A 14,081-nucleotide genomic window follows, 5' to 3' on the forward strand; every position below is an offset into this window, starting at 1 on the left:
ATCAGAATTGGGTCTGGGCGATCGCGCCGGCGTTGGCTTGGTCCTGCGCCTGCAGCGTTTCGGCCGCGGAGCGCATATTGCCCGCCATGCTGGTGAGGATCGCGCCGAGATTACTGCCGGTCGTGACGGCCTTACCGGCGGGATCGACGTACCCCTTCGCGAACTTCTCGCCGATTTCGTCGTCACCCCAGCACTGGCCCTCGGCCTCGACGATCCGCTTCAGGTTCTGCACCGCGGTGATCACCCGGTCCGAAACGTCGTTGTACCGGGGCTCGGTCGCCCGCAGAGCGGCCGGATCGACCTTGAACGCGCTCATCGCTCCCCCCGCAGGTAGCCGCGGTTGCGGTAGTAGTCGTCCTCGTCCTCGTCGTCGAACGCCCCCGGCTCCGACGAGCCCTGTTGCGCCGGTGCGCTTTCCGCCGGATCGGGCAGCAGCGTGTTCATCAGATCCTTGATGCTGGGCGCACCCGGGAGGATGTCGGAGAGGTCGGGCACGTCACCGGCGACCTCCTGGATGGGTGCCAGCGCCTGCTGCGACAACTCGCCGGCCCGGCGAGCCGCGGCCTGTGCGGCCTCGGCCATCGACCTGCCGAGTTTCTCCGGGGTCGACCGCTTGAACGCCTCGGGCTCCAGATGAACCTCCACCACCACGCCCGCGACATTGGCGACGACCCGGACCAGATTGTCCGCGGACCAGGCCTCGGCGGTCGTGGCGGCCAACCGCTCCTGTACGTCGGCGAGTTCGCGCTTCTGCTGTTCGAAGGTCGCCAGAAGGGAATCGACCTCCAGTCGCAACGCCTCGTTCCGCGCCCGCGCGGCCTCCTGCTCGGCGTCCGCCATCTGTCCACCCCTCCGTCGAAAACCAGCCGTCAACATATCCGACGCGGCCCGGCGACGATCGGTTCCCACCGTTCTCGTGCGCTCCCGGGCGACGGCCTTCTACTTGCGCAGGGCGCGGGCTACCTGCACGAGCTGCAAGGGCGAAACGTGTTCGGGCTCCGGCTCTTCGGTGGCTTCGGGGTCGACGGCCGAGGTGTGGGGGATGTCGGCTTCCGGGTCGGCGAAGGGCTGATATTTCTTGTCGCCCAGGAGTTGGTAGCTGAGGTAGCCGACCAGGAGGGCTCGGGTGATGCGTTCGGTCTTGGGTTCGTACTTGGCGGCGCCGAGCGCGGCGAGAGCGCGGCGGCCCTCGACGATGCCGTTGTGGGTGGCCTTGTCGACGGTGCGCAGCGACATCGGCCCGCCCCAGGCGGTGGCGAGGGCCTGCGCGGTGCAGTTGCCGGTGGAGATGTCGACACCGCCGGCGACGATGAGGGCCGGGGTGTCGATCCGGGCGGCCAGCGCTTCCGCGCTCGGGGCGGTGGGTGCCGGATAGAGGGCCGCCACGGCGCCGACCTTGCGCTGCGAGGCGGCGATGACGGCGGCGCCCGCGCCCATCCCGTGCCCTGCCAGGGCGAGCTTGTCCGGGTGCACGCTGATCGCGCCGGTGCCCAGCCGCACGCCCGCGCAGATGTCGAGCGTGGTCAGCAGGTCGGTGGCCAAATTCAGGTGCGAGGGCAGCGGGCCGCGTTCGGTGTCGGGTGCGGCGGCGACGAAACCCCAGGACGCGAGGTGTTCGAGCAGTCGGCGATAGTTGCCGGCGCCGGCGAGCCAGCCGTGTCCGAAGACGACCGCGGGCAGGTTGTGGCCCTCTTCGGGGGTGTACACCACGCCGGGCTGCCCGGCGATGCCGAGGTTGCCGCGCATCACCCGGTGCGGACCAGGGCTGGTCAGAATGCTCAGAAGCGATTTCACAGACACCGACACGGGGGTGAACTCTACCGAGAGTCGCCCGGAATGCGGCACTGTCACGAGCGGAGCGGCCCGGACACGCCCCCACCTGCTTCGATAGCAGGCCGATTCGCGTGTCCACGCGGCCCAAGTAGGCTGGGACACCATGTGCGGAATCGTTGGCTACGTCGGGTACCGGGACGCGCTCGGCGTCGTCGTGGACGCACTGCGCCGCATGGAGTACCGGGGCTACGACTCCGCGGGCGTGGCGATCCTGGACGGCGCGGGCACTATCGCGGTGGAGCGCAAGGCCGGTCGGCTGGCCAATCTGGAGGCCGAGCTGGCCGAGGCCGGTCCCGCCGCGTTCGCCGGTACGACCGGTATGGGACATACGCGGTGGGCCACGCACGGCGCGCCCACCGACCGCAATGCGCACCCTCACCGTGACCTCGCGGGCCGGGTCGCGGTCGTGCACAACGGCATCATCGAGAACTTCGCCCCGCTGCGGCGCGAACTCGAGGAGGCCGGGGTCGAACTGCGCAGCGATACCGACACCGAGGTCGCCGTGCACCTGGTTGCCCAGGCCTACGCGGCCGGACCCACGGCCGGTGATTTCGTCGGCAGTGCGCTGGCCGTCCTGCGCCGGCTCGAGGGCGCGTTCACACTGGTGTTCACGCATGCCGATCATCCGGGCACGATCGTGGCCGCGCGTCGCTCGACGCCGCTGGTGGTCGGTGTGGGCAAGGGGGAGATGTTCATCGCCTCGGATGTGACGGCGTTCATCGAGCACACGCGCGAAGCGGTCGAGCTCGGTCAGGACCAGGCCGTGGTGATCACCGCGGACAGCTATGTGGTCACCGACTTCGCCGGCGCCACCGAGGGCGCGCGGACCCGGCCGTTCACCATCGACTGGGATCTGGCCGCCGCCGAGAAGGGCGGCCACGACTACTTCATGCTCAAGGAGATCGAGGAGCAGCCCGCCGGGGTGGCCGAGACGCTGATGGGCCATTTCGACAACGGCCGCATCGTGCTGGACGAGCAGCGCCTCGCCGATCAGGAACTTCGCGAATTCGACAAGGTGTTCGTGGTGGCCTGCGGCAGTTCGTATCACGCCGGACTGCTGGCCAAGTACGCGATTGAACATTGGACCCGGGTTCCGGTCGAGGTGGAGCTGGCCAGTGAATTCCGCTACCGCGACCCGGTCCTCGACCGGTCCACGCTGGTCGTCGCGATCTCGCAGTCCGGTGAGACGGCCGACACGCTGGAGGCGGTGCGTCACGCCAAGGAGCAGAAGGCGCGTGTGCTCGCCATCTGCAACACCAACGGCGCGCAGATTCCGCGTGAATCCGATGCCGTGGTCTACACCCGCACCGGCCCGGAGATCGGGGTCGCCTCGACCAAGGCCTTCCTCGCCCAGATCACCGCGAATTACCTTGTGGGCCTTGCCCTCGCGCAGGCGCGCGGCACCAAGTATCCGGACGAGGTGGCTCGCGAATTCGGTGAACTGGAGGCCATGCCGAAGCTGGTGGAGCGGGTGCTCGAGACCGCGCCGCAGGTGCGCGAGATCGCCCGCCGGTTCGCGCATCAGTCGACGGTGCTGTTCCTCGGCCGCCACGTCGGCTATCCGGTCGCGCTGGAGGGTGCGCTCAAACTCAAAGAGCTCGCCTATATGCACGCCGAGGGTTTCGCCGCCGGTGAGCTCAAGCACGGCCCGATCGCGCTGATCGAGGAGGGTCTGCCGGTGATCGTGGTGATGCCTTCCCCGAAGGGACGCGCGGTGCTGCATTCGAAGCTGCTCAGCAACATCCGGGAGATCCAGGCCCGCGGTGCCCGCACCATCGTGATCGCGGAGGAGGGCGACGATACGGTCCGCCCGTTCGCCGATCATCTGATCGAGATCCCGGCCGCCCCGACCCTCTTCCAGCCGCTGCTGTCGACCGTGCCGCTGCAGATCTTCGCCGCCGAGGTGGCGCAGACCCGCGGCTACGACATCGACAAACCACGCAACCTCGCGAAGTCGGTCACCGTCGAATAGCGGCGGGCGCGCCGGTCAATCTCCCACTGCCACAAGCTCTTCGGGTGCCGTGCTGGAGCGTGTCGTGCGACGTTCCAGTGCGCCCGACCAGACGGCCGAGCCGAGTGCGCTCGTAGCCAGGACCACGCCGACCCAGCTGGAGCTCGTGTAACCGAAACCCGCGGCGATGACCGATCCGCCGAGCCATGCGGCGAGCGCGTTGCCCAGATTGAAGGCCCCGATATTCAGCGCGGAGGCCAGCGTCGGCGCCGCGGCGGCCTGATCGAGGACCCGCTTCTGCAGCGGCGGCACGGTGGCGAAGCCCAGCGCTCCGATCAGGACGACGGTGATCGCCGCCGCGACCTTGTTGTGCGCGGTGAGCGTGAACAGGGCCAGGACGACGGCCAGCGCCGCCAGCGTGATGTAGAGCATCGGCAGCAGATGGCGATCGGCGTAACGGCCGCCGACCAGATTGCCGATCAGGAATCCGAGGCCGAACAACACCATGATCCAGGTGACCGAGGTTTCGGCGAATCCGGTGACCTCGGTCATCATCGGCGCGAGGTAGGTGATGGCGGCGAAGACACCGCCGAAGCCGAGCACGGTCATCGCCATCGCGAGCAGTACCTGCGGATTGCGCAGGACCGCCAGCTCCCGGGTGAACCGGGCGTCGCGCGGTGCCGGCCGATCGGGCACCAGCGCCAGCACTCCGGCGAAGGCGAGCGTGCCGACGGCGGCGACCAGCGCGAAGGCGAGCCGCCAACCGAAATGCTGACCCAGCAGGGTGCTCAGCGGAACACCGACCACGGTCGCGACCGTGAGCCCGGTGAACATCATGGCGATCGCACCGGCGCGGCGGTCCGGGGCGACGAGCGATCCGGCGACCACCGCCCCGATGCCGAAGAAGGCTCCGTGCGCCAGTGAGGCGATGATGCGGCCGGTCAGCATCAGGCCGAAAGTCGGTGCGGCAGCGGACAATGCGTTGCCGGCGATCAACAGCAGCAGGCTGATCAGCAGCATGCGCTTGCGGGATACACGCGTGCCGAGTCCGGTCATCACCGGCGCACCGACGAGCACGCCGAGGGCGTAGCCGGTGACCAGCCAACCGGCGGTCGGGATCGATACCGCGTAACTGTCCGCGACCCCGGGCAGCAATCCGACCACGATGAATTCGGTTGTCCCGATGGCGAATGCGCCGAGGGTGAGGGCGAGAAGTGCGAGTGGCATGGGTGCAGGCCTCCACACGGTGTTGTAGACGGGCGTTACAGGCGTCGACAATAATTGCATACGCGTGTTAATTGCAAGCGCTTGCTATTGCGGGAGCGCGTTATCCTGGGGACGGCGACGACATGAGGAGGGCCGATGACCGCGGAAGCCGCGCTGACCGGATTGGCGGATGGCTGGTATGCGCTCTCGGTGCTGCACGACCGGATCGAGGCACGGATCGAACGCGCCCTGCAGGCCGGCCACGAGCTCAGCGTGCGCGAATACTCACTTCTCACCGTGCTCAGCCGCCAACACGACGGGCCCGGTGGCCATCTGCGGATGAACCAGGTCGCCGACTCGGTGGCGCTGAGTCAGAGCGCGACCACGCGGCTGGTGACCCGGCTCGAGGACCGCGGTCTCCTGCAGCGTTATCTGTGCCCGGACGACCGCCGGGGCATCTATACCGACGTCACCCCCGCTGGTCTTGCCCTCCTCGAACAGGCGCGGCCCACCAACGACGCCGCCCTGTCGCAGGCGCTCCGCGAGGCCGCGGCCGATCCCGAACTGGCCCCACTGGTGACGGCCGTGGAGGCGTTGAACCGCCGCGAGATGCGGGTAGGAGACGGCGTCGCGACTACCGCACCGTGACGGTGCCGCGCATTTCGGGATGCAGCGGGCACAGGTAGCGGTAGACGCCGGGCACGGCGAAGGTATGGCTCCACTCGCCGCCGGTGAAAATCGGGCTGTTGATGCCCATCGCCGCATCGCCGATGCCCTGCACGGCATGCGGCACCTTGTCGGAGAACTTCCAGGTGACGGTGTCGCCCGCCTGGACCGTGACGGCGTCGGGGGAGAACTTCATATCCTCGACGCGCACGGTGACCGAGGCCGGTTGGGCCACGGTCGGCGAGGCAGCCGCGGTACCCGGCGGCGTGGCCGCGGTCGTGGTCGTGGGAGTGGATGTCGTTGTGTTCGAACCACATCCGGCGATCAGCACGGCAGCCACCAGCGCTCCGGCGATCGGGAGGAGACGCGCTGCGCGGCTGCGTACGGTGCTGTGGGCCATGATCACGAGCCTAGTCCGAATGGTGGCATCCGGTTCGCGGCACCCGCGTGCGATCCGGCCGCGTCGCACCGGCGGCGGAGCCGCGGGCATGCGGGAACCGAAGATCCCGGGCGTAATCTGCTGGAGGTTCCGATTCGAGCGCGATCCCTGTGCGATCCCTACGAGGAGGCGAATGATGGCACCGGCCCTGCGGGGATATTTCACCGTCGACGAGGTGCGAGCTGCCGAAGCCGAACTGTTCGAGCGGGTCGCCGCGGGGGTGCCGATGCGCCGTGCCGCGTACGGATTGGCGAATGTGGTTGCGGCCGAACTGCGGGAACGGACCGGCGGCGTCGCCGGGCGGTCCGTGACACTGCTCGTCGGATCGGGGGACAACGGCGGCGATGCGCTCTGGGCGGGCGCGGCGCTGCGCCGGCGCGGGGCGGCGGTGACGGCCGTGCTGTTGTCGCCCGAGCGAGCGCATGCGGAAGGACTCGCCGCGCTGCGCCGGGCGGGCGGGCGGATTCGTGAGGCCGGGGCGGGATCGGCCGCCGAACTGCTCGGCACGCCGGACCTGGTGGTCGACGGCATCATCGGAATCTCCGGCCGGGGTGCGCTGCGACCCCGGGCCGCCGAGTTGGTAGCGGCGATCGAGGCACCGATCGTCGCCGTCGACCTGCCGAGCGGTGTCGATCCGAATACCGGTGCAGTGGACGGCCCGGCGGTACGGGCCGCGGTGACGGTCACCTTCGGTTCCTACAAACCGGTGCACGCGCTGGCCGCGCCGTGGTGTGGGCGAATTCAGCTGGTTCCCATCGGTTTACGCCTGCCCGAGCCGCAGCTGGCCGCGTTGGAGCCGGTGTCGATCGGTCGCGACTGGCCGGTGCCCGGACCGCGCGACGACAAATACACGCAGGGTGTCACCGGCATCCACGCCGGCAGCGACACCTATCCCGGTGCCGCGGTGTTGTGCACCGGCGCCGCGGTGGCCGCCACCTCCGGCATGGTCCGCTACGCCGGAACCGCAGCCGCACAGGTTCTCGCGCAATTCCCGGAAGTCATTGCGGCCGAGAGTATTTCCGGAACCGGGCGGGTGCAGTCCTGGGTGTTCGGGCCGGGGGCGGGTACCGACGACGCCGCGCGCGAGCGTCTGTCGGAGGTCCTGGCCACCGATCTGCCCGTGGTGGTCGACGCCGACGGGTTGACCCTGCTGGCCGCCACGCCGGAGCTGGTCACCGGTCGCGGCGCACCGACCGTATTGACACCGCACGCAGGCGAATTCGCGCGTCTGACCGGCCATGAACTCGGCCCCGACCGGGTGGCGGCGGTGCGTGAACTCGCCGAGAAGTGGCAGGTCACGGTCCTGCTGAAGGGGCGGTCCACGCTGGTCGCCACCCCCGGCGAGCCGACGCTGGTCAACGAGGCGGGTGGTTCCTGGGCGGCCACCGCGGGCGCCGGGGACGTACTGTCCGGCGTCATCGGCGCACTGCTGGCGGCGGGACGGGTCCCGGGGTGGGCGGCGGCGGCCGCCGCGCGTGTCCACGCCCTCGCCGCGAATCTCGCCGCCCATGCCGACAGTGATGCGGCAGCGCCTATTTCGTCTACTCCGCTGCTGCATCACCTACGAGCCGCGGTGCGGACCCTGCGTAGTCTCGTCGATGCCGCGGACGGACTGCCGGCCGATTCGTTCTGACCGCGCCATCTTCGCCGCGGCGGAACCACGGTGGACGGCCGGGTGCCGGGACCGAAGCGCCGGCAGCCCGTCCTCCCGGTACGTGCCCGGTCAGTCGCCCTGGGCGGCCAGCGTGACCGACTCCCATTCGCGCCAGGTCGACAGTCGCGACTCGTAGTCGGCGGTCGCGATCTGCAGCGGTGCGGTCCCCAGGAACAGCCGCAAGGGCGGCTTGTCGGCGTCGACCACGGCCAGGATCGCCGCCCGCGTAGCCGTCGGCTCGCCGGGCTGCTGGGCCGAACGGGTCCGAGTGCGCGCGGCCCGCACCTCGTCGTAGGCGGGGTTTTCCGTGCTGTGCACCGACGACGGGCCGGCCCAATCGGTGCTGAACCCGCCCGGCTCGATCAATGTGACGTGGATGCCGAAACCGTCGACCTCCTGCGCCAGCGACTGCGAGAACCCCTCGAGCGCCCACTTCGACGCGTGATAGGCGCCCAGATTCGGGAAGGCGCTGATCCCGCCGATGCTCGACACCTGGATGATGTGGCCGCTGCCCTGCTCGCGCAGAACCGGCAGCGCCGCCTGGGTGACCCACAGCGCCCCGAAGACGTTGGTCTCGAGCTGAGCGCGGATCTCCTCTTCGGTCAGTTCCTCGATCATGCCGAAGTGCCCGTACCCGGCGTTGTTGACCACGACGTCCAGGCGGCCGAACCGCTCGGCGGCCTCCGCAACCGCCGCGAAGTCGCCCGCGCGGTCGGTGACGTCGAGTTGCAGCGGCAGGAAGGTGTCGGGGTAGGCGGCGACGATGTCGTCGAGTGTCTCCAGCTTGCGCGCGGTTCCGGCGACCCGGTCGCCGCGCTCGAGGGCCGCCAGAGCCCATTCGCGGCCGAATCCGCGCGAGACGCCGGTGATGAACCAAACCTTGCTCATGAAACCCCTCTGGTCGATGGGTGGTGGCGGGCGCCGTGTGCCCGCGTGAACCACGCTAATGAGCTGGAGTGCACTCCAAGCAAGGGTTGATTTCGGCTCGATCCGATATCACCCGGGCGCGCCGGGTGGGCGCGACGCGCCGCGTGGCAGGATCGGTAGCCGTGAGTAGCGCTGATCCGCAGGTGGAGACCGTCGTCGATCTGGATGCCATCGCACACAACGTGCGGATACTGCGCGAACACGCGGGCGATGCCGCGGTGATGGTGGTGGTGAAGGCCGACGCCTACAACCACGGAGCGGTGCAGGTCGGCCGGGCGGCACTGGCCGCGGGCGCGGCCGAACTCGGCGTGACCACCATTCCCGAGGCGCTGGAGTTGCGCGCGGCCGGTATCACCGCGCCCATCCTCAGCTGGCTCAACACCTCCGACGCGGATTACGCCGCCGCGATCGCCGCCGATATCGAGATCGGAGTCTCCTCGACCGCCCACCTGCGGGCGGTGGAGCGCGCGGCGCGGGCGAGCGGAACCACCGCGACCGTCACGCTGAAGCTCGATACCGGCCTGAACCGCAACGGTGTCTCCTCCACGGAGTATCCGCACGTGCTGACCCTGCTGCAGGAGCTGGTCGCCGAGCGCGTGGTGCATCTGCGGGCGATGTTCTCCCACCTTGCCCACGCCGATCAGCCGCAGCATCCGGTCATCGACGCGCAGCGGGACAGATTCGTCGAGGCCATCGCTCTCGCCAAGGACTACGGGCTGCAGCCCGAGGTGGTGCACCTGGCCAACTCCGCGGCCACGCTCACCCGGCCCGATCTGGCGTTCGACATGGTGCGGCCCGGTATCGCCGTCTACGGCCTGAGTCCGATTCCGGAGATCTCCGACTTCGGCCTGCGCCCGGCCATGACCTTCCGGGCCCGGGTCGCCTTGGTCAAACGGGTGGCGCAGGGCGAGGGCGTGTCCTACGGGCACGAGTGGATCGCGCCGCACGACACCACGGTGGCACTGATTCCGGCCGGTTACGCCGACGGCGTGCCGCGCGGCCTGGGCGGTCGGATCGCGCTGCGGATCGGGGATGCGGAGTATCCGAACATCGGCCGGGTGTGCATGGATCAGCTGGTCGTGGATCTGGGCGAGAACCGGCAGGGAGTGCAGGAGGGGGATCGCGCGGTGCTGTTCGGCGGGGCCCCGGGTGATCCGCACGCCCAGCGGTGGGCGGAACTGATGAACACCATCCACTACGAGATCGTGTGTTCCCCCCGCGGCCGTGTCGTGCGAGGCTATACCGGACAGGCAGGGGTGGTGTGATGGAACCCGAACGGGCACATCAGTTTCGGAGCGCGCGCCGGTTACGGTCCACACTGCTGCGTGGCGGGGTGGCGTCGGCGAGTGTGCTGGGCGCGCTGGCCGGTGCGCAGGCCCTGCGGCGAATGGGCGCCGCCGTCGCCTGGCCGGCTCGCAGGGACGACCTGCGCGACGAGGATTTCACCTTGCTGGACCGCGATCCCGCGCGCCGGGTGGTGGCCGACGACGGCGTACCGCTGGCCGCGCGCGTCGTCGGCGCCGAGAACCCGGCTGCCACCGTCGTTTTCGTGCACGGATTCTGTAACAGCATGCACTCGTTCCACTTTCAGCGCCGTGATCTCGCGAGGCAGTGGGGCGCGCAGGTCCGCATGGTGTTCTTCGATCTGCGCGGGCACGGCAGTTCCGGCACGTCGAGCACTGCGAATTGCACGGTTCCACAGCTGGGACGCGACCTGCTGCGGGTGATCGAGGATTGTGCGCCCGACGGCCCGCTGGTGCTGGTGGGGCATTCCATGGGTGGGATGGCGATTCTCGCGGCGGCCGCGCGGAATCCGCAATTGTTCGAGCGCCGCGTGCTGGCCTCCGCACTGCTGTCCACCACCGCGGCCGGGGTGACCCGCGCCGGTGCGGCACAGCTGTTGCGCAGTCCGGCGATCGACGGGTTCCGGGTGCTCGCCCACACCTCCCCGGCGCTGGTGCAGGCGGGACGGGTCACGGCCCGTCAGCTGATCACCCCGGTCCTGCACGTCAGTTCGTTCCACGGCGACGTCAGTCCCACGCTGTCGCGATTCACCACCTCGATGATCGATCGCACACCGGTCGAGACCATCGTGAAATTTCTCGAAGCCCTGCAGGTGCACGACGAATCGGCGGCGCTACCGGTGCTCGCGCCGCAGCCGGCGCTGGTCGTCGGCGGCGACCACGACCTGATCATCCCGTTCCGCAATTCGCGGGAACTCGCCGCCCGGCTGCCGGACGCCGATCTGATCCGGGTCACCGACGCCGCGCATATGGTGCATCTGCAATATCCCGAGCTGATCAATGCCGCGCTGGATCGATTGCTGTTGCGCACGGGCGTATTCGGCGGCGCGTCCGTCGACTACGGCGCGGGGCGGGAGGCGAGCAATGGCTGAGCATCGCGAGCAAGCCCCGGAAGCACAGGGCGAGGCCGAGAGCCGCGAACTGCCCACGGTCGCCGATACCGAGGCGCTGGGCCGGGAGCTGGCCGCCGAGCTGCGGCCCGGCGATCTGGTGGTGCTCGACGGCCCGCTGGGCGCGGGGAAGACCGCGCTTACCCGGGGGATCGCGGCCGGGCTCGGGGTCGAGGGACGGGTCAGCTCACCGACCTTCATCATCGCGCGGCAGCATCGCGCGGGCGCGGCGCCGGGATCGATACCGCTGGTGCATGTCGACGCCTACCGGCTGGGCGGTGACCTCGACGAGCTCGACGCCCTGGATCTCGATGCCGATCTGCACGAAGCGGTGGTGGTCGTCGAGTGGGGCCTCGGTGTCGTCGAACATCTCGCGGACCGTCATCTGCGGGTGCGGTTGCATCGGGAAGCGGAATCGGAGACCCGCACCGCCACCTGGGAGTGGGTCGGGCAGTACTGATCGGTTGTGATGCTCGCCACCGATGCGCCGCGGGCGAATACGCGGCAGCGCGGAATCCGGCCCGGCCGCCGGGCCCCGATCGCGGACCTCCGCACCGGCACCCCGGCAGTTGTTGCGGCACTTGGTCGTTGACGAGCGCCACGCGGTCGCCTCGTCACGACGTGCGCACATCCGGCCGGCAGCGGTTTGCCCCGCGGTTGCGACATGCGAATACGCCGACGGCGCTGATGGCATACAGGAGGTGACCAACCGGTATCGTTGAGGCAATCATGCTTGTACTTGCTGTCGACACCGCGACGCCTGCCGTTACAGCAGGACTGGTGGAACTGGAGCAGGCCGCCACACAGCCGCAGGTCCGCACTCTCGCCTCCCGGGTGACCGTGGACGCGCGCGCCCACAACGAGGTGCTCACCCCGCAGATTCTGGCCTGCCTCGAGGAGGCCGACCGCACGCGCACCGATATCGGGGCGGTCGTGGTGGGTATCGGCCCCGGCCCGTTCACCGGCCTGCGGGTGGGAATGGCGACCGCCGCCGCCTTCGGTGACGCCCTGGGCCTGCCGGTGCACGGCGTCTGCAGTCTCGACGCCATCGCCGCGGAGGCATGGCCCGAGGTGCCGGCCGGTCAGGACGAGATCTCGGGCGCCGAACTGCTCGTGGTGACCGACGCCCGCCGCCGCGAGGTGTACTGGGCGCGGTATCGCCGCGGCGGCCGCGTCGACGGTCCCGGTGTGTGCAAACCGGTCGATCTGGATTCCGGGGACGCGACCGCGATCGCCGGATCACCCTCGCACGTGGACTTTTTCGATCTTCCGGTGCTGCCGGTGGAGACCCCGTCGGCGGCGGGGCTGGTGCGGTGTGCCGCCCACGACATCCTCGCGCGCGCGACGCCGCAGCCGCTGGTCCCGCTGTATCTGCGCCGTCCCGATGCGGTCGAACGCAGCTATCAGGCGGTGCGATGAGTACCGAATCCTCGCCGGTGGTCCATATCGAACCGATGGGCCCGGCCGATATCGCGCGCTGCGTGGAATTGGAACTGCTGCTGTTCCCGGAGGACGATCCCTGGCAGGACGTGGCCTTCCGCTCGGAGCTGGCCGGTTCGCACAATCGCTATCTGGTGGCGCGTGACGACGCGGGGCGCATGCTCGGGTACGCGGGCATCGCGCTGCTGGGCACGCCCGACCATCCCGAGGCCGAGATTCACACCATCGGTGTCGATCCGGATGTGCACCGCGGCGGCATCGGGACCGCCCTGTTGCGCGCGTTGCTGGCCGAGGCCGGCCGGCGCGGTGGGCCCGTCTTCCTCGAGGTGCGCACCGACAATGCCCCGGCCATCGCGCTCTACGAGAAGCACGGCTTCCACATCATCGGCCTGCGCAAGAGCTACTACCAGCCCAGCGGCGCCGACGCGTTCACCATGCGCCGCCCGGCGATGACCGGATTCCCGCACCCGGGCGTCGAGCGCGCCCACGACTCCGAGGTCCTGTCATGATCGTCCTGGGTGTCGAAAGTTCCTGTGACGAAACCGGTGTCGGCATCGTGCGCCGCCATCCGGACGGCACCTGCGAGCTACTCGCCGACGAGGTCGCCTCCAGCGTCGACCAGCACGCGCGGTTCGGTGGCGTGGTTCCCGAGATCGCCTCGCGTGCTCATCTCGAGGCCATCGTGCCCGCCATGCGGCGTGCGCTGTCGACGGCCGGCATCGCCAAGCCGGATGCGCTGGCGGTCACCATCGGACCGGGCCTGGCCGGTGCGCTGCTGGTGGGCGTGGCGGCCGCGAAAGCCTATGCGGCGGCCTGGGATATTCCCCTGTACGCGTTGAACCATCTCGGCGGGCACGTCGCCGTCGACACTCTCGAACACGGACCGATGCCGCCGTGCGTGGCCCTGCTGGTCTCCGGCGGGCACACCCATCTGCTGCACGTGACCGATCTGGCCGAGCCGATCGTCGAACTCGGCAGCACCGTCGACGATGCCGCCGGCGAGGCGTTCGACAAGGTGGCGCGGCTGTTGGACCTCGGCTTCCCGGGCGGTCCGGCGCTCGATGCCGCTGCGGTCCACGGTGATCCGGCCGCGATCGCATTCCCGCGCGGGATGACCGGGCCGCGTGATCCGCGCTACGACTTCTCCTTCTCCGGTCTCAAGACCGCCGTCGCCCGTTACGTCGAGGCGGCCCAGCGCAACGGGACCGAACTGCCGATCCCCGATATCGCGGCCTCGTTCCAGGAGGCGGTGGCCGATGTGCTGACCATGAAGGCCGTGCGCGCGGCGCAGGATGTCGGTGTGGACACGCTCGTGCTCGGTGGCGGCGCGACCGCCAACTCCCGGATCCGGTCGATGGCCGAAGAGCGGTGCGCGGCCGCCGGTCTGACCCTGCGGGTGCCGAAGCCGCGCTTGTGTACCGACAACGGCGTCATGATCGCCACCCTGGGTGCCCACGTGATCGCGGGCGGCGCCGAACCGTCTCCGTTGACGGTCGCGACCGATCCGGGTCTTTCGGTGTCCACCAGCCAGATTCGCTGAGGCCGTCCCGAA

15 protein-coding genes are annotated in these 14,081 nt (G+C 69.7%); 9 read left to right on the forward strand and 6 right to left on the reverse strand.

What is annotated here, in order from left to right; all coding sequences use genetic code 11:
- Window position 1: 1 nt before the first annotated feature.
- The 3 genes from NN2_RS10495 to NN2_RS10505 form a co-directional block, all read right to left on the reverse strand.
- Window positions 2-316 (reverse strand): WXG100 family type VII secretion target, encoded by a 315-nt coding sequence (locus NN2_RS10495; RefSeq protein ID WP_063012630.1) that lies wholly within the window; start codon window positions 314-316, stop codon window positions 2-4.
- Window positions 313-840, reverse strand: a complete 528-nt coding sequence (locus NN2_RS10500; RefSeq protein ID WP_063012632.1) for a YbaB/EbfC family nucleoid-associated protein — start codon at window positions 838-840, stop codon at window positions 313-315. Before NN2_RS10500 ends, NN2_RS10495 begins: the two co-directional genes overlap by 4 nt.
- Before the next feature lie 99 nt (window positions 841-939).
- Complete coding sequence (locus tag NN2_RS10505) at window positions 940-1,806, reverse strand: dienelactone hydrolase family protein (RefSeq protein ID WP_063012699.1); 867 nt, start codon at window positions 1,804-1,806, stop codon at window positions 940-942.
- A gap of 130 nt (window positions 1,807-1,936) precedes the next feature.
- Here NN2_RS10505 and glmS point away from each other — a divergent pair, with 130 nt between their 5' ends.
- A complete protein-coding gene (glmS, locus tag NN2_RS10510; RefSeq protein ID WP_063012634.1) occupies window positions 1,937-3,805 on the forward strand; it encodes a glutamine--fructose-6-phosphate transaminase (isomerizing) in 1,869 nt (622 codons plus the stop codon).
- A 15-nt stretch (window positions 3,806-3,820) separates the two neighbouring features.
- Here the strand turns inward: glmS and NN2_RS10515 are convergent, their stop codons facing one another.
- On the reverse strand, window positions 3,821-5,011 hold the full coding sequence (locus NN2_RS10515; RefSeq protein ID WP_063012636.1) for an MFS transporter: 1,191 nt from the start codon (window positions 5,009-5,011) through the stop codon (window positions 3,821-3,823).
- 135 nt (window positions 5,012-5,146) lie between these two features.
- On the opposite strand from NN2_RS10515, the gene NN2_RS10520 reads away from it, so the two are divergent.
- A complete protein-coding gene (locus tag NN2_RS10520) occupies window positions 5,147-5,638 on the forward strand; it encodes a MarR family winged helix-turn-helix transcriptional regulator (RefSeq protein ID WP_051755315.1) in 492 nt (163 codons plus the stop codon).
- On the opposite strand, the gene NN2_RS10525 is transcribed toward NN2_RS10520, so the two are convergent.
- Window positions 5,625-6,056, reverse strand: a complete 432-nt coding sequence (locus NN2_RS10525) for a plastocyanin/azurin family copper-binding protein (protein ID WP_063012638.1) — start codon at window positions 6,054-6,056, stop codon at window positions 5,625-5,627. The genes NN2_RS10520 and NN2_RS10525 overlap by 14 nt on opposite strands.
- A 187-nt stretch (window positions 6,057-6,243) precedes the next feature.
- Here NN2_RS10525 and NN2_RS10530 point away from each other — a divergent pair, with 187 nt between their 5' ends.
- Window positions 6,244-7,728 carry an NAD(P)H-hydrate dehydratase gene (locus NN2_RS10530; protein ID WP_063012700.1) on the forward strand — a complete coding sequence of 495 codons (1,485 nt, stop codon included), beginning with the start codon at window positions 6,244-6,246 and terminating at the stop codon, window positions 7,726-7,728.
- Between the two features lie 90 nt (window positions 7,729-7,818).
- On the opposite strand, the gene NN2_RS10535 is transcribed toward NN2_RS10530, so the two are convergent.
- Window positions 7,819-8,637: an SDR family oxidoreductase gene (locus NN2_RS10535; protein WP_063012640.1), complete on the reverse strand. Its 819-nt coding sequence runs from the start codon at window positions 8,635-8,637 to the stop codon at window positions 7,819-7,821.
- A 161-nt stretch (window positions 8,638-8,798) separates the two neighbouring features.
- Here NN2_RS10535 and alr point away from each other — a divergent pair, with 161 nt between their 5' ends.
- The 6 genes from alr to tsaD all read left to right on the forward strand — a co-directional run bounded on the left by alr (window position 8,799) and on the right by tsaD (window position 14,069).
- A complete protein-coding gene (gene alr, locus NN2_RS10540; protein WP_227463193.1) occupies window positions 8,799-9,941 on the forward strand; it encodes an alanine racemase in 1,143 nt (380 codons plus the stop codon).
- Window positions 9,941-11,071 (forward strand): alpha/beta fold hydrolase, encoded by a 1,131-nt coding sequence (locus NN2_RS10545; RefSeq protein ID WP_063012644.1) that lies wholly within the window; start codon window positions 9,941-9,943, stop codon window positions 11,069-11,071. Before alr ends, NN2_RS10545 begins: the two co-directional genes overlap by 1 nt.
- On the forward strand, window positions 11,064-11,549 hold the full coding sequence (gene tsaE, locus NN2_RS10550; protein WP_063012646.1) for a tRNA (adenosine(37)-N6)-threonylcarbamoyltransferase complex ATPase subunit type 1 TsaE: 486 nt from the start codon (window positions 11,064-11,066) through the stop codon (window positions 11,547-11,549). The genes NN2_RS10545 and tsaE overlap by 8 nt, the downstream gene beginning before the upstream one ends.
- A 269-nt stretch (window positions 11,550-11,818) precedes the next feature.
- Window positions 11,819-12,508 carry a tRNA (adenosine(37)-N6)-threonylcarbamoyltransferase complex dimerization subunit type 1 TsaB gene (tsaB, locus tag NN2_RS10555; protein WP_063012648.1) on the forward strand — a complete coding sequence of 230 codons (690 nt, stop codon included), beginning with the start codon at window positions 11,819-11,821 and terminating at the stop codon, window positions 12,506-12,508.
- Window positions 12,505-13,038, forward strand: coding sequence for a ribosomal protein S18-alanine N-acetyltransferase (gene rimI / locus NN2_RS10560; RefSeq protein WP_063012650.1), 534 nt, complete (start codon window positions 12,505-12,507; stop codon window positions 13,036-13,038). Before tsaB ends, rimI begins: the two co-directional genes overlap by 4 nt.
- Window positions 13,035-14,069 (forward strand): tRNA (adenosine(37)-N6)-threonylcarbamoyltransferase complex transferase subunit TsaD, encoded by a 1,035-nt coding sequence (tsaD, locus tag NN2_RS10565; protein ID WP_030513504.1) that lies wholly within the window; start codon window positions 13,035-13,037, stop codon window positions 14,067-14,069. The genes rimI and tsaD overlap by 4 nt, the downstream gene beginning before the upstream one ends.
- The last annotated feature ends 12 nt before the right edge of the window (window positions 14,070-14,081 follow it).

This window comes from Nocardia nova NBRC 15556 (assembly GCF_001613005.1).
GTDB classification, from domain to species: Bacteria; Actinomycetota; Actinomycetes; order Mycobacteriales; family Mycobacteriaceae; genus Nocardia; species Nocardia nova.